General features: G+C 41.2%; 13 protein-coding genes and 1 other annotated feature. Of the genes, 2 read left to right on the top strand and 11 right to left on the bottom strand.

Annotation, left to right across the window (positions count from 1 at the left end; genetic code table 11):
* Positions 1-144 precede the first annotated feature (144 nt).
* The 5 genes from EFT72_RS17075 to EFT72_RS17095 all read right to left on the bottom strand — a co-directional run bounded on the left by EFT72_RS17075 (position 145) and on the right by EFT72_RS17095 (position 6,762).
* Complete coding sequence (locus tag EFT72_RS17075; protein ID WP_124068124.1) at positions 145-636, bottom strand: GNAT family N-acetyltransferase; 492 nt, start codon at positions 634-636, stop codon at positions 145-147.
* 49 nt (positions 637-685) lie between these two features.
* Entirely contained in the window at positions 686-1,396 is a 711-nt protein-coding gene (locus EFT72_RS17080) for a ComF family protein (RefSeq protein ID WP_206426675.1), read from the bottom strand.
* 65 nt (positions 1,397-1,461) lie between these two features.
* Entirely contained in the window at positions 1,462-3,687 is a 2,226-nt protein-coding gene (locus EFT72_RS17085; RefSeq protein ID WP_124068126.1) for an ATP-dependent RecD-like DNA helicase, read from the bottom strand.
* 105 nt (positions 3,688-3,792) lie between these two features.
* Complete coding sequence (locus EFT72_RS17090; protein WP_124068127.1) at positions 3,793-4,794, bottom strand: rod shape-determining protein; 1,002 nt, start codon at positions 4,792-4,794, stop codon at positions 3,793-3,795.
* 411 nt (positions 4,795-5,205) lie between these two features.
* Positions 5,206-6,762 (bottom strand): ABC-F family ATP-binding cassette domain-containing protein, encoded by a 1,557-nt coding sequence (locus EFT72_RS17095; protein WP_124068128.1) that lies wholly within the window; start codon positions 6,760-6,762, stop codon positions 5,206-5,208.
* A gap of 137 nt (positions 6,763-6,899) precedes the next feature.
* Here EFT72_RS17095 and EFT72_RS17100 point away from each other — a divergent pair, with 137 nt between their 5' ends.
* Together EFT72_RS17100 and tnpA (EFT72_RS17105) are read left to right on the top strand one after the other, a co-directional pair.
* Positions 6,900-7,763, top strand: coding sequence for a putative ABC transporter permease (locus EFT72_RS17100; RefSeq protein ID WP_347561899.1), 864 nt, complete (start codon positions 6,900-6,902; stop codon positions 7,761-7,763).
* Positions 7,764-7,944: 181 nt separating this feature from the next.
* Positions 7,945-8,418, top strand: a complete 474-nt coding sequence (gene tnpA, locus EFT72_RS17105) for an IS200/IS605 family transposase (protein ID WP_124068129.1) — start codon at positions 7,945-7,947, stop codon at positions 8,416-8,418.
* Between the two features lie 133 nt (positions 8,419-8,551).
* Here tnpA (EFT72_RS17105) and tnpA (EFT72_RS17110) read toward each other — a convergent pair whose 3' ends face one another.
* The 6 genes from tnpA (EFT72_RS17110) to EFT72_RS17135 form a co-directional block, all read right to left on the bottom strand.
* Positions 8,552-9,013, bottom strand: coding sequence for an IS200/IS605 family transposase (tnpA, locus tag EFT72_RS17110; RefSeq protein WP_124065458.1), 462 nt, complete (start codon positions 9,011-9,013; stop codon positions 8,552-8,554).
* Positions 9,014-9,295: 282 nt separating this feature from the next.
* Entirely contained in the window at positions 9,296-11,041 is a 1,746-nt protein-coding gene (locus EFT72_RS17115; RefSeq protein WP_124068130.1) for a phospho-sugar mutase, read from the bottom strand.
* Between the two features lie 78 nt (positions 11,042-11,119).
* The gene (locus EFT72_RS17120; protein ID WP_124068131.1) at positions 11,120-12,097 is read right to left on the bottom strand and encodes a spore coat protein CotS; all 978 of its coding nucleotides are present in this window, start codon (positions 12,095-12,097) and stop codon (positions 11,120-11,122) included.
* Positions 12,098-12,194: 97 nt separating this feature from the next.
* A complete protein-coding gene (locus tag EFT72_RS17125; RefSeq protein WP_347561900.1) occupies positions 12,195-13,400 on the bottom strand; it encodes a CCA tRNA nucleotidyltransferase in 1,206 nt (401 codons plus the stop codon).
* A 29-nt stretch (positions 13,401-13,429) separates the two neighbouring features.
* Positions 13,430-14,863, bottom strand: a complete 1,434-nt coding sequence (gene proS / locus EFT72_RS17130) for a proline--tRNA ligase (RefSeq protein ID WP_124068132.1) — start codon at positions 14,861-14,863, stop codon at positions 13,430-13,432.
* Between the two features lie 48 nt (positions 14,864-14,911).
* Positions 14,912-15,116: a binding site (T-box leader), on the bottom strand.
* A 68-nt stretch (positions 15,117-15,184) separates the two neighbouring features.
* A complete protein-coding gene (locus tag EFT72_RS17135) occupies positions 15,185-16,345 on the bottom strand; it encodes an AI-2E family transporter (RefSeq protein ID WP_243110052.1) in 1,161 nt (386 codons plus the stop codon).
* Positions 16,346-16,370: the final 25 nt, after the last annotated feature.

The following is a 16,370-nucleotide window of genomic DNA, read 5'->3' on the forward strand; positions in this document are numbered from 1 at the left end:
TCTCCATTATCTGGTGTTCATATTCTAATTACTGCTTAAAACTAACATAATAGTACAATTGCAAAAAGACAAAGTCAATATTATTAGTGGAATTGTTTATAGTTCCCTACTAGAATCAACCTAAGAATCAGAAAAGATGAAATACTACACCATGATCTGATAGTTCTCAATGTCAAGCAGCTTCCCAAACTTTAATCCGACTTCCTTTATGGTACCACAATGCACAAACCCTAGTTGTTCATGAAGGTGGAGGCTGGCCTGATTCCCCCCTGTGATAACAGAAATCACCGTATGGATATCACTTCGGGTCCTTGCTAGTTTAAGAATAGAAGCCCCCAGCTGCCCTGCTATCCCCCTTTGACGATAATGCTGATCAACGTATAAGGATAACTCTGTTGTGCCCGCATAGGCCTCTTTCGGTCGATAAGAAGACAGGCTGGCATATCCAACCGCTTTTCCATCTATTTCTGCTACAAGCAAAGGGTGATTCCCTGTATTATGCTCCTGATACCATCCCATCCTTTCCTCCATACTTTTGGGTTTTAAGTCAAAGGTAGATATACCGTATTCCACTTCATAGTTATAGATCGCAAGGAGCTGCGGCATGTCCTTTTCCTCTGCAGTTCTGATTCTCATCTTGTTCCCTCCTAGAATGTGACATTTTATTTCTGTATCATACAACAATCTATTGTCCTAGTCCAATACAAATTGTTAAGAAGTAAATCTTTTTTATTCCTGCCCGTTTCAAAGCTCTGGTGCAAGCTTCTATGGTACTACCCGTAGTATAAATATCGTCGATTAAAAGTACTGTTTCTACTCCAGTTGTCACGTTTCCCAGAACAAACGCCTCTTCCAGATTTTTCAACCGCTGCGCAGGATTTAAACCTTTTTGTGGTACTGTTTTTTTATTTCTTAAAAGCATACCACTCTCAACCGGAATCGCCACGCTTTCCCCAATCCGACACGCCAAAATATGAGCCTGATTAAATCCCCTTTCTCTTTGCCTTGTGGGATGCACGGGAACCGGAATCAAAACATCTGGTTTTATACGTGAGATCCATTTTTCATAACGAACCGCTATGGCTTCCCCATAAAAATCAAGATATTCTCGTTTATTCTTATATTTTATCTTTGCCATAGACATTTTGGCCGTTTCATCATAATGAATCAATGCTCTGCCAGATTCAAAGGACCGTTTATGCCTCGTACAGTCAAAGCAGTATTCTACGTCAGTGCTTATCACCTTCTTGCCACATTTTTTACAAACCGGGTTTGTTACAAACGATAACTGCTTCAAACAATCTGGGCATATTTTTCTGCCCTTTGGTATGACAATATCATCACAGACTGGACAACGTCTGGGAAATAAAAGATCAATCAGTTGAGAGGATTTCATTTGGATTTAAACTCCTTTGATATTATAGAAAGAACAAGGGCAGACAGAATGCCTGCCCGAAGATTTTAAGACAATTCATTTATTTCACAGATCCGTTCCTTTAAGCCAGAATATCTGCGCTGTTCCATTGCATTATTGACCATTCCCTGGAAGATATCTGGCATTCCCACCAGACAGACACAGGTTTTGGCACGGGTTACTGCCGTATAGATCAAATTTCTTGTCATCAGCATTCTTGGACCAGAGAACACAGGGATTACCACAGCTGGATATTCACTTCCCTGAGACTTGTGTATGGTGATTGCATAAGCAAGCTCCAGCTCCTCCAATTGCTTATAACTGTATTCCACCATGCGTCCTTCATCAAACTCCACGATTACTAGTTCTGCAAAATCATTAATCTCACGGATAACACCCATATCCCCATTATAAATTCCGGTGCCTTTTTCTAACGGGATCCCGTAGCGGTTTTTCACTTCCCACTCGATGTTATAATTGTTTTTGATCTGCATAACCTTATCCCCAGTACGATATACAACCCCTCCCGATTCCTTTTCGATCTTTTTCCCAGAGGGAGGATTTAGGTATTCCTGCAATATAGTATTAAGTCGGTCCACACCGATTGCACCTTTACGCATGGGAGTCATAATCTGAATCTCGTTCGTATCTGCATTCACATAACCTGGCAGCTTGTCCTTCACCAGTGTAATCAAAGCACTAATGATTGAATTGGGGTCATTTCGCTTAATGAAAAGAAAATCATTGCTCTTCTTCCCAAGTGGAACTGTTTCCCCTGCATTAATTTTATGGGCATTGACTACAATGTCACTTTGAGAAGCCTGACGGAAAATCTTTGTCAGCATTACAACATTAAAACATTGAGAATCAATCATATCCCTTAATACATTCCCAGGTCCCACACTTGGCAACTGATTGACGTCACCGACTAATATGAGCCTGGTTCCCGGATTTACCGCTTTTAATAACGACTGCATTAGATGGATGTCAACCATAGACGTCTCATCAATAATCACCGCATCCGCATCCAAAGGGTTCTCTTCATTTCTTTCAAAATGCATGGAGGTAGCTCGATCATCCCCTGGACCTCCAAACAGTTCGAGCAGTCTGTGAATGGTCCTTGCTTCATAACCTGTAGCCTCTGTCATCCGCTTCGCTGCTCTGCCTGTGGGGGCAGCCAGAAGAATTTCCATCTCTTCGCTTTCAAAAAAACGGATAATCGTATTGATGGTGGTGGTTTTCCCCGTTCCTGGTCCTCCAGTAATAATAAGAAGTCCGCTATTTACCGCTTCCACCACAGCCTTAACCTGTTTTTCGTCCAGTTCAATCTGTTCCTCCTTCTGTAACTTCAGCAGCTTTTTCCGGATTTCTTCTTCCGGCATCTGACCCCGGATGTTAAGATCATGGAGCATCTTTGCTGTATTCAATTCCATATAATAATACAGGGAAGAATAAATCGTCCGCTTTTTGTCTGTTTCCCGTATCACCAGACGCTTATCAAGCTGCATATCCATCAAATGTTTTTCTATGTCCAGTCGTTCCACCTTTAAAAGTTCAGAAGCCTGAGAAAGCAGCTCATCCTCTGGCAGGTAAGTATGTCCATTAGCCGTTGCCTGTAAAAGAGTATAGAGAACGCCACTCTTAATTCGAAAATCAGAATCCGTAAAAATACCTACTTTTCTGGCAATCTCATCCGCCATCTTAAACCCCACACCTGAGATGTCATCAGCCATCTGATACGGATTCTCCTTTATAATACTGTAAAGCCTTGGACCATATTCCTGATAGATTTTAACAGCCAGATTCATAGAAATTCCATATTCCTGAAGGAACATCATTGCCTGGCGCATCTCTTTTTTTTGCTCTACCTGGTTGGATATAGACATTGCCAGTTTCTCACTGATTCCCTTGACCTCAGAAAGGCGTTCCGGTTCTTCTTCCATAATACGGAAGGTATCTGCTTTAAAACGACGAACAACTCTGGCCGCTAGAGCAGCTCCCACACCTTTAATCGCTCCAGAGCCTAGGTAACGCTCCATGGCAATGGTATCTTCGGGAGCCTTGATCTCATAGGTTTCCACCGTCATCTGGTCTCCGTAAACTGGGTGCTCTGTCATGAATCCAACGACCTCGATCCGTTCTCCTTCGCTAATATAGTGGAAATTACCTACAAGGGTATACTCTTCTCCTTCTTCAACAAGACTTAAAACCGTATACCCATTCTCTTCGTTCCTGTATTTTATTTTTTCTACAAATCCGCAGACAGTTGCCATGTTACCTCCCGTAAATGCAAAGAGACCGCCGTATGAAAACCCTGCCGGAATCAGATGATTCCGCCAGGGCCCATACGAGCAGTCCTGCCACCAAAACTTGTTTGGTTAAAATTCTCTTTTATTCTCGCCCCCATGGCAAAACTCAATATATTTACCTGTACCAATGGCTACAGCAGTAAGGGGATCTTCTGCAATCATGGTTGTAATTCCTGTCTTCTCCTCAATCAAAGCATCCAAACCGCTTAGCAAGGATCCGCCTCCGGTTAATACAATTCCACGATCAAATATATCAGCTGCCAGTTCCGGTGGAGTTCTCTCCAGCACGCTATGAACTGCATCTACAATCTGCATAGCAGGTTCTTTTAACGCATCCAAAGTCTCATCGGAAGTTACTACAATGGTTTTTGGAAGACCTGTTACCAAGTTTCTCCCCCGCACTTCCATCGTTAGAACTTCTGGTCTTCGGTATGCTGCACCAATGTTAATTTTAATTTCTTCCGCCGTTCTTTCTCCGATCAGAAGATTGTGTTTTTTTCTCATATAACGAACCAGTGCCTCGTCAAAATCATCACCAGCTATCTTAATGGACGTGCTCACAACCGTTCCACCAAGAGAAATTACCGCAATATCAGAAGTACCACCACCGATATCTACGATCATATTTCCACATGCCTTTGAAATGTCGATTCCTGCACCAATGGCTGCAGCAACCGGTTCCTCAATGATCGAAACCTCTCTGGCTCCTGCCTGATAAGTCGCATCCTCAACTGCTTTTTTCTCTACTTCTGTTGCACCACTTGGAATGCAGACACTAATTCTAGGTTTTCTTAATGTCTTTTTCCCTACTGCTTTATTGATAAAATATTTAAGCATCTTTTCCGTAACGGTATAATCCGAGATTACACCCTGGCGGAGAGGTCTTACGGCAACGATGTTGCCAGGAGTTCGCCCAATCATCAATCTGGCTTCCTCGCCAATCGCCTTTATTTTATTGGTATCACGATCAATGGCTACAACGGAAGGTTCCTTTAGTACTACTCCCTTTCCTTTGATATATACCAGTATACTTGCCGTACCTAAATCAATCCCAATATCATTGGACATCATAATTATCTTTCCTCCTGATCGCTGTATCCTGTTCCCAGGGCTTTCTTTATCTTCAAAATTTTGCTAATTTGTAAATGAAGTCGAACTTTCCATCCTATTATATACAATAACCATGTGTTTTGAAAGGGTTTTTTTATTTTTAATGAACTTTATGATTTTTTAATTTGTGGTACACATTTTCTTCACATTTAACACGTATACTAAGAATACGTTATCCGAAAGGATGACGGGCCTTTTGTTTCAAGTAACTTACTTGAAATCACAAAGCTTTTTCATACTCATACCGGACGGCGCAAGTCGTCCGGCCCCCCTAAATAAGACTATTTTAGTGATAAACATACAATCGGGATTTGGTTTCTATTAATTAGAAAACCAAATCCCGATTTTTTGATGTTAATATTTGTTGTTGAATTAGGAAAGCCGGAGCGCCCAGTCCCTGCAGTCTAGCACTCTAGTTGCAAGCCCCTCATAAAACTCCGGTTCATGACAGATCAAAAGGATGCTGCCCCTATATTCCTTCAATGCTCTTTTTAATTCTTCCTTTGCTTCCACATCCAGATGATTGGTCGGCTCGTCCAACAATAAAACATTGGACTCACGATTTAATAATTTACACAAGCGGACCTTTGCCTGTTCTCCACCGCTTAACACCCGGACCTGACTCTCAATGTGATTGGTCGTAAGACCACACCTTGCCAGCGCAGACCGAACCTGATATTGGGTATAGGAAGGAAACTCTTTCCAGATTTCTTCGATACAGGTAGTCGTATTTCCAGGTGTCATCTCCTGTTCAAAATAACCGATGGACAGGTAATCCCCCAGTTCAGATTCACCACCCAAAGAAGGAACCAGACCCAAAATGCTTTTTAACAAAGTAGTCTTTCCAATTCCATTGGCACCTGCTAGTACAACCTTTTCCCCACGCTCCATCATAAAATTAAGAGGTTTTGATAGAGGCTCGTCATATCCAATCACCAAATCTCTGGTTTCAATAATAATCTTTCCAGCCGTTCTAGCCTCCATAAATTGAAACTCCGGTTTGGGCTTATCCTTGGCCAGTTCGATAACGTCCATCTTATCCAGCTTTTTTTGTCTTGACATCGCCATGTTTCGGGTGGATACCCTGGCTTTATTCCTTGCAACAAAATCTTCTAATTCAGCAATCTCCTGCTGCTGGCGTTTATATGCTGCTTCCAACTGTGCCCGTTTCACTGCATAAACTTCCTGGAATTTATCATAATCCCCTACATAGCGATCCAAACATTGATTTTCCATGTGATAGATGATATTGATTACACTATTTAAAAAAGGAATATCATGTGAAATCAGGATAAATGCATTTTCATATTCCTGAAGATAGCGTTTCAGCCATTCAATATGCTGAACATCTAAATAGTTGGTCGGCTCATCCAGTAAAAGGATGTCTGGTTTTTCCAACAACAATTTGCCTAAAAGTACCTTGGTTCTCTGTCCACCACTTAATTCCGTCACATCCTTTAACAGACCAATCTCTGTTAACCCCAAAGCTCTTGCCACCTCTTCCACTTTAGAATCAATGACATAAAAATCATGTGCCATCAAAAGATCTTGGATGGTGCCCAGTTCCTCTAGCATGGTATTCATGGTGTTTTCGTCTGCTTCCCCCATCTTATCGCAGATTTCATTCATCTGCTCTTCCATTTGAAATAAGAAAGAGAACGCACTTTTTAATACGTCCTGAATGGTTACTCCCTTTGTAAGGACGGTATGCTGATCCAAATATCCAACCCGGACCTTTTTTGCCCACTCAACCTTTCCCTCATCTGGCTGTAAATGACCGGTTATCATATTCATGAATGTGGATTTTCCTTCTCCATTCGCTCCAATTAAGCCAATGTGTTCTCCCTTTAATAAACGGAAAGAAACATCCTGGAATATAGCACGGTCTCCAAATCCATGAGTCAAATGTTCTACGTTTAATATACTCATCAAAAAACTCCTTTATCTTTGACTCTGATTCTTTTTATAAATTATAATCCTTCCTCATTTTACCCGACCGGATTGATTCACGCAAGTAAAATTCTTTAAACAGATGATTCCTGTTGCAAAACAGGACAAAACCGTATATGATAAATCCAACAAACCAGATTCCAGAAAGGGGCATTGTCATGTACGAATATACTTGGTATCAATGGCTTCTGTTTTTTTTCCTCTATTGCTTCATCGGCTGGATCATCGAATCTACCTATGTATCCATAAAAAGCCTTCGGATTGTGAATCGAGGCTTTCTCCGCCTTCCACTCCTTCCACTCTATGGAACGGGTGCCATACTCATGCTTATTTTGTCCCTTCCCATTAAAGGTCATGTTATTCTGGTGTTTTTATCCGGTATGATTGGTGCCACTGTACTAGAATATTTAACCGGCTATCTTATGGAGAGGCTTTTTAAAATAAAATACTGGGACTACAGCAACAATCCATGGAATCTAAACGGATATATCTGCCTTTCCACATCCATAGCCTGGGGTGCTCTTACCATTCTTTTAACCGAGGTGGTTCACCGACCACTGGAATATCTAGTTCTCCAGTTAAGCCTTCCGGCAAACGTAACAATTGTGGCAGTTACAGGGCTATTCTTTCTTCTGGATACCATTCACTGCACCAAAGAAGCTTTGGATCTTTCAAAAGTGCTGGAATCTATGACAAAGATAAAAGCAGAACTAGAAGAGCTACAGGTACAGATGAGTCTGTTAAAATCAGAGACCGCTTTAAAAGTAACGGAACTTAGAAATGAAACCATCCTAATGGCCACTTCTGTAAAAGAAGAACGGTTAAAGGCTCTGATGGATTCAAAAGAAAAACTGGTAAAACGGTTATTCTTTTACCGAAAAGGCATTCTTAAACGAAACCCGACCGCTTCCTCCCGTTTATTTGGAGATGCTCTGCGTGAAATAAAGGAATACTCAAAGAAATATAGAAAAAACAAATAGTTAAAAAAACAGAAGGCCAGATCAATGTCTGGTCTTCTGTTTTCTATTGTATGGCAGTCTTTTAATAAACCACCTGCTATGCAGGTGTGACCACAGCAGCTTTAGCTTCAGGTAAAAAACCTCCAGTGATATAATAGTGTTGGTTCGCAGCCACACAAGCACATCAAAGGAGGTTATCCAAATGGATATAAGTAGTTTATCACATTCAAAATGGAATTGTAAGTATCACATAGTTTTTGCGCCAAAATATCGCAGAAAGGTAGCGTACGGAGAATTAAAGCAGGATATAGCAAATGTTCTAAGCATGTTATGTAAACGAAAAGGTGTGGAAATAGTAGAAGCAGAAATATGTCCAGATCATGTTCATATGTTAGTGAGAATACCACCAAATATCAGCGTATCAAGTTTTATGGGATATTTAAAAGGGAAGAGTACGCTTATGATATTTGAGAGACATGCAAATTTGAAATACAAATATGGAAACAGACATTTTTGGTGTCGTGGATATTATGTAGATACAGTGGGAAAGAATGCAAAGAAGATACAAGAATATATTCTAAATCAATTAAAAGAAGATTTAGAATATGATCAAATGACGTTAAAAGAATACATAGACCCGTTCACGGGTGAGCCGGTAAAACAAAGCAAATCATGACCACCCGTCAAACGGGTGGTTTGTCCTGAGGCTATAAGCCTCTGTTACCGGCCAGCGCCTAAAGACGCTGGCTTTCACTTTGTTCAAGCCTTAACGCCCTTGACTCGTCGCAACCCTTAAAAGGGCTTTTGTATTACCGGCTACCCTTAAAAGGGTCCTCATACTCTTTGACGCTTAATTTATCCATTGCAATATCGTGACTTTCTTGTTCCTGGATATACTTTCTTATAGTTGCCTCGTTAAGACCGACTGTGCTCACATAATATCCCTCTGCCCAAAAATGTCGGTTTCCAAACTTATACTTTAAGTTTGCGTGCTGATCAAAGATCATAAGCGCACTTTTTCCTTTGAGATATCCCATAAATTGTGATACACTCAGTTTAGGTGGAATGCTTACAAGCATATGAATATGGTCGGGCATTATATGACCTTCCAATATTTCTACGCCTTTGTATCCACATAGTTGTTTCAGAATATCTCTAATACTTTCCTTGTACTGGTTGTAAATTATTTTTCTCCTGTACTTTGGTGTGAACACTATGTGATACTTGCACATCCATTTGGTATGTGCCAAACTGTTTGCCTTATTGGCCATTAAAATCACCTTTCCTTTCGTTATAAATTGGCTTGAACAACCTTATTATAACGGAAAGGTGATTTTTTTGTGTAACAAACACCGCGCACCCGCATAGCGGGTGGTTTATATTTCGCACGCTTCGCGTGCTCAACAGGGTCACGACCCATAATAAAATGAGCCCTGTTGGGCTCAGTAGATAAATGTTTGTGCGGCTGTGGATTTTTTTCAAAGAGCCTTTAGGCTCCAACGTCGGTAATAACCCCTTATAGGGGTAGAGCAAACCACCCGTTCAACGGGTGGTTATGATTCTTCGATCATATGATCAATTAATGCCATAACTCCTTCGCCTAAGATCCGTGATTTTTCTTCCCCATCGAATCGAGAAGTTCCTTTTACACCGTAGTAGAACTTAATCTTAGGTTCCGTACCCGATGGTCTGATGCAAAGCCAGGCATCGTCATTTAATTCATAATAGAGCACATCTGATACTGGAAGCCCAGTGGGTTTGACTTCCCCTGACTTTATATCTACAATGGTATCCTGTTTATAATCTCTAACTGCAAGAATCTGATAACCACCAATCTCTTTGGGCGTCTTACTGCGCATGGTCTCCATAATCTCTTTTATTTTCGCCTGACCTTCCATGCCTTTTAAACTGATCGCTTTGACTGCATCTTTGTAAAACCCATAGGTTTCATACAAAGCCATCATGGCATCCCATAAAGTCATACCTTTGGTTTTGTAATAAGCGGCAGCTTCACAAAGCGCGGCCGTCGCAGAGATGGCATCTTTATCGCGAGCATACGTTCCAATTAAACAGCCATAGCTTTCTTCCAGCCCAAACAAATATGTTCCATATCCAGTGGTTTCTTCCTTTAAAATCTGTTGTCCAATATATTTAAATCCGGTTAAAACCTCAATCAGTTCCGAACCATAAGATTTAGCAATCGCATCCACTAAATTCGTTGTTACAATGGATTTTACCACCTGACCATCCGCAGGGATCTGGCCTTTTGCTTTCTTCTGATTTAATACATACTCACAAAGCAAAGAGCCCGACATATTGCCAGTTAGTGGGAGGTACTCCCCTGATTTCTTATCTTTTACATAAACGCCAAGACGATCTGCGTCTGGATCTGTCGCCAGTACCAGGTCTGCATCTTTTTCTTTGGCCAGGGCAAGCCCCAGTGAAAATGCCTCTTCTGCTTCCGGATTCGGGTAACTGACCGTTGGAAAATCTCCATCTGGCAATTCCTGCTCCGGAACCACATATACGTGGGTAAATCCGATCTCTTTCAATACTCTTCTAACCGGTCGATTACCGGTACCATGAAGTGGGCTATAGACAATTCTAATCTCATCTTGCATCTGATCAATGGCATCTTGATTGACTACTTGTGCCTTCACCTGCGAAATATATTTCTCATCCATCGCCGCCCCGATGATCTCATAATTTCCTGCTGCCGTCGCCTCTGTTACCGTAGTTGTTTTTACTGTGGATAAATCTGTGATCGCCAACACCTCAGCCGTCACCCCTTTATCATGAGGTGAGGTAAACTGGGCACCATCTTCCCAATATACCTTATACCCGTTATATTCCGGGGGATTGTGACTAGCCGTTACATTAATTCCTGCAATACAGCCCAGTTCCCTAACCGCAAATGAAAGCTCTGGAGTCGGACGCAGTGATTCAAATTGATAGGCTTTGATCCCATTGGCAGCTAAGGTAAGTGCAGCTTCCTTAGCGAACTCAGGAGACATGTGTCTAGAGTCATATGCAATGGCCACGCCTTTGTGAGCGCCGCCTTGTTTTATAATATAATTGGCAAGACCTTGAGTGGCTCTTCTTACCACATAAATATTCATACGATTGATACCAGCACCCATGATTCCTCTTAAACCAGCAGTACCAAATTCCAAATCCTGATAGAAACGTTCTTTTATCTCATTCTCATTGTCTTTCATCTTGCGAAGTTCGTCCTTTGTCGCTTCATCAAAGTATGGATTCGACATCCATTCCTCGTAGATGCTTCTATAGTCTTTCATCAGCATAATGCTCCCTTCTCTCCATTTCAGTTACGGCTATTATAAATCATAACCAAGGAAAAAGAAAGCAGTATTGCGCTATTTAATGCTTGTCAGGAAACGATTCCTCATCGGCTGCTGAATCTCTAAATCTCTCAATTTCTCAATATTCCGGGAAGGAATCCAAGCCTTATTGGCATTATAATAAAAATTAATCTGCTTCCAGTACTTCTCTGGATATAGGAACAGATAATACAAGCAGGTCCTGTCTGCATTTGAAAGTGGAACAACCTTTGAATAGGTCTCAAGCATTGTCATCCCGAGTTTTAAGTTCCAGTCATGTTTTTCCATGGCTTTCCTCATAAAATGATAAAGATCTCCCATCTGCATTCCTCGGTGCATACGGTTGAACTCCACAATTGCTCCTTCATAAACTCCCACGAGAATGTGATGCTGATTTAAGTCCCCATGGCACAAAAAGCCCTCTCCGATCCCCTTTTCTTCACAAAAGCCTGTCAACCCCCGACATGCTTCCATTGCCTGGTCAAAAAATACGTCATAGTTCCCCATGACACATAATTCAAACTCCGACTTTTTCCTTTTATTACGGATAAAGCCTCGGGCCCGGATCAGTTCTCTATTGTGACGTTCCATCTCCTGAGCTGGTTGTTGCACCAGAATGGACCCTAAATCCCACTCATCCTTAAATTCAATACTCTGGAATATTTTATGTAATAAAGCAATCCGTTCAATGGCGCACAGCACCTCTTTGCTATCTTTCAAATTACATTCTCGGTCAGAAAACCAGTCTTTTACAATCCATCTGGTCCCATCCTCAGCACTGGATAGTATTTCACCTTGTTGATTCCTGACATAACGATCTACATTTAAATGTCCAGATTCTTCTAACTGTGAAAATACTTGATCTTCAAATTCCAGGCGCTTAATCGTACCTTTATATTCCCGAAGCAGTTTCAGCCCCCGGTTCGTCTCACACAACCAGGCACCTCGGCCACGTTTCACATCTAGAATTTCAAGCTCATACTGCGAAAGCACCTCTGTGTATTTCTCGTTCACAAACACCCCTCCAACTCTTAGCTCATCAGCTACTTCTAGGGTATGAAGGGGTGGAAAAAAATATGCAAACTACTTATCCCGAACTTAAGACCGTTTCTTATTTTAAATTGATTATTTTCAATAAATATTCTCTATTGTTGTTATCTGGATTTTTTAACACTTCATCAAATAACACCTGCAACACTTCCCCCATCCTGGGTCCTGGTTTTATCCCTGCGGCAATCAAATCCCTTCCAGACACGGCCATATCCTTTAACCGAATGCAGTCCCCGGAACGAATAATTTCTTCTACATACAGCTCTACCTGCTTTAATTGCTTCTGATATCCATCGAACAGATATAGTTTCTGAATGCACAATAGATCATAAAAAAGATTCAGGGGTAGTCCACTCATCACTTTTCGAATGGCAGACTTATCCGCTGGAATTTCCGTTTTCCAGAGACGGACAAGAGTTCCAACTTGATCAATGGTATCATTATCAAGTCTTAACTCCCGAAGGATTGTAACCGCTTCCCGCTCGCTTAGAAAGCGTAAAAATCCACTCCAGCGCATATGTTTTTTATCCGGCAGCCTGTTTAACTTTTCTATCTGCAAAAGCCCTGTCTCCGTATGAAGAAAATGTTCCGTTAGATAAGTAGCAATCCCATTTTCAAATACAAGCCTCACCCGCGCCGGATGATCGGAAAGCAAAAGTTTTGTAAGTTCCACCTGAATTCGCTCTTTGCTAACATTTTTTAGATTTTTAGCAATGACAGCAATCGCGTTTTCTGTCTCTTCTTCGATTTGAAATCCTAATTGGGCGGAAAATCGGATGGCGCGAAGAATCCGTAAGGCATCCTCTGTAAATCGATCCAGAGGATTCCCTACGCACCGGATAATTCCGGATTCTAAATCCTTTATTCCACCAAATTCATCCACCAATTCATCTTTTCCGCTGTATGCCATAGCATTTATCGTAAAATCCCTGCGTTTTAAATCCTCCAAAAGACTTGCTGTAAATTCTACCGTTTTGGGGTGGCGTCCATCCTCATATTCCCCATCGATCCGATACGTGGTTACCTCATACCCTTCATGTCCCATGATAACAGTAACCGTACCATGTTGAATTCCCGTATCAACGGTTTTTGGGAAAATCTCCTTCATATGCTCCGGTTTTGCAGAAGTGGTGATATCCCAGTCCTTTGGCAGCCGTCCAAGAAAGCTGTCCCGAACGCAGCCGCCGACAGCATAGGCTTCAAATCCATGAATATTGAGCTGTTCGATTATCATTCTTACCGGCTCCGGTATCTGAATTTTTATCACGGCTGTTCCTCCTGATTTTAACTCTATTCTTAATAAGCTCTGCCCCAGTAAACCATTTTTTTCGCTGGTTTTCCGCAGCAAATGCAATGATCTGAAAGAGTTTCCTGCTCTAACGGCATACACCTTGAAGTCGCACCTGTTAACTCTTTTATCTTATCCTCGCACTCCTGACTACCACACCACATAGCCTTCACAAATCCTGGTTTTTCTTCCACCGTTTTCACAAATTCATTCCATTCCACTGCTTCATAGGTATGGGCATCTCGGTGGGTACGGGCACGTTCTAGCATATCTTTTTGAATGGTTAAAAGAAGCGCTCCTACCTTTTCATCTAATTCATCCAAAGAAACAACTATCTTTTCGTGAGTGTCTCTACGAACCAAAATGGCTTGGTTTTCTAAAATATCTCTAGGTCCAATCTCAACACGAACTGGGATACCACGCATCTCTGACTCGCTAAATTTCCATCCTGGACTCTTATCCGTATCATCAACCTTTACACTATAGTTAGAAAGAATTTCTTTTAACTCAAAAGCCTTTTCTAAAACCCCTTCCTTCTTCTGCTGAATTGGAACGATAATGACCTGAACCGGCGCGATTTTAGGTGGAAGTACCAATCCGTTATCATCACCGTGAACCATAATAATACCACCAATCAGACGTGTGCTGATTCCCCAGGATGTCTGATGAACGTACTGTAGTTTATTCTCTTTATCGGAGTACTGAATCTCAAATGCTTTTGCAAATCCATCTCCAAAATTATGGCTCGTTCCAGACTGAAGTGCCTTTCCATCATGCATCAACGCTTCGATTGTATACGTAGCTTCCGCTCCTGCAAACTTTTCCTTCTCTGTTTTTTGCCCACGAACAACAGGCATTGCAAGAACCTCTTCACAAAAATCTGCATAAAGGTTTAAAATCATCCGGGTTCGGTCGCTGGCTTCCTCAGCCGTTGCATGAGCTGTATGTCCTTCCTGCCACAAAAATTCTCTGGAACGAAGAAACGGCCTTGTGGTTTTCTCCCAACGGACTACGGAACACCATTGATTGTAATTCTTTGGAAGATCTCGATAGGATTGAATCTCTTTTGCATAAAAATCACAAAATAAAGTCTCAGAAGTAGGCCGGATGCAAAGTCTTTCCTGGAGTGGCTCTAAACCACCGTGGGTCACCCATGCAACTTCAGGAGCAAATCCTTCTACATGATCCTTTTCCTTCTCCAACAAACTTTCTGGTATAAACATTGGCATATAGACATTTTCTACGCCCTCTTTTTTTAATCTGCTGTCTAGTTCCTTTTGAATATTTTCCCAGATGGAATAACCGGTCGGCTTAATAACCATGCAGCCCTTAACACTGGAATAATCAATTAATTCTGCCTTTTTTACAACATCCGTGTACCACTGTGCGAAATCCACATCCATCGATGTGATCGCTTCTACTAATTTCTTTTCCTTAGCCATGACTATTCTCCTTTTATATATAATAAAAAAAGCGATTCAATCCCCGATAAAAGGGACCGAATCACTCGGTGGTGCCACCCAATTTAGTCACATAATACGTGACTCACTTTGCATTCCCGTAACGCAGGTTAACGCCGCAGTTTGCTGCGGGACTCCAAGGTAGGTTGGGTGATGAGCGGTATAAAGACCTTTCAGCCAAGGGTCTTCTCTCTAAAATACATCAAAACTTACTAATCCTCTTCCAAGTCTTCTCTCGATTTATGGTTAATAATTGTATGGTTGATTTTACGTTATTTACCTGTATTTGTCAAGAGACATAAATCAATCTATTCCCTGGGATTCGTTGTGATTTGCATCCTTTCTTTTGGTAGCTTTTCCACTGTTATTACAAGTTCCACCATAAAGCTCCACAATATCTTCAATGATCAAAAGCCCAATTGGACCTAAGATAAATCCTAATAGGCCGAATAATTGAAGTCCCACATACATAGAAACAAGTGTTTCCATGGGACTCAGTCCAACTTTCCCACCCATGATTTTTGCTTCCATAAATTCACGGATGAAATAGCAGATCACATAAACGAATATCAACCCAATCCCGTATATAAAATTATGATTAAGCAGACTTATGATTGCCCATGGAATCAGAACCGTGCCCGTACCAAATATAGGCATTGCATCCAAAAGCCCGATGCCGATCCCAATGAGAATGAAATAAGGACTCCCCATTAAAAACAAGCCGATGGAACAAATAATCATTGTAAAAAGCATAATCGTTCCCTGGGTCTTTAACCATGCACTTCCCACATTCATTAATCTGTTTCCAAGCATCGCGTATTCATAACAGAACATGGAATTATCTCTCCGATTCCTGATCTCATCCATTTCCTGCAAAGACAAAACTGTGGCAATTAATAAAATGACCATGATCACGGTAATCTGTATCAGCCACTTTATGATTGTCATAGAATTAGTCATAAGAAACGGCATGGCTCTGCTTTTAATAGCTTCCTCCCCACCGGTTAAAATCTCTCGAACAAAATCTACCATATACCCATCTGGCAATTTTAGCAAACGCTCTGCAAAGGAACAGTTATCCATCATCCAAAGATGGATGCCGTCTACAATATCTGGCAGATTTTTCAAAAAGAGTTGTGCCTCAATAATTAATTTTCTTCCCCCCACATACAAAATCACTCCAAATACAATCATAAAAAGAATGACCTCGATTCCTCCAATCAATGCGAGAGGAAGGGTTATCACTTTCTTTTTAAACTGAAATTTTGTTTTTCTCTCAATCCACAATGCGGACGGTCTCAATGTAAGGGCGAAGACATAAGCAATTAAAAAGGGAATTACAAGAGGCAGCAGATATTCAAAACATAAATAAACTGCTCCTGTAACTCCCAATATTAAAATTGTTTTCTTCAGTTTCCTACTCGGTTTCTCCATGGAATCACCTGTTTCTGTTTTGTACTTCATTTGTACACTCTCTAGTATGATTCAA

The sequence above is a fragment of the Clostridium sp. E02 genome, from assembly GCF_003833015.1.
Classification (GTDB): domain Bacteria; phylum Bacillota; class Clostridia; order Lachnospirales; family Lachnospiraceae; genus Lacrimispora.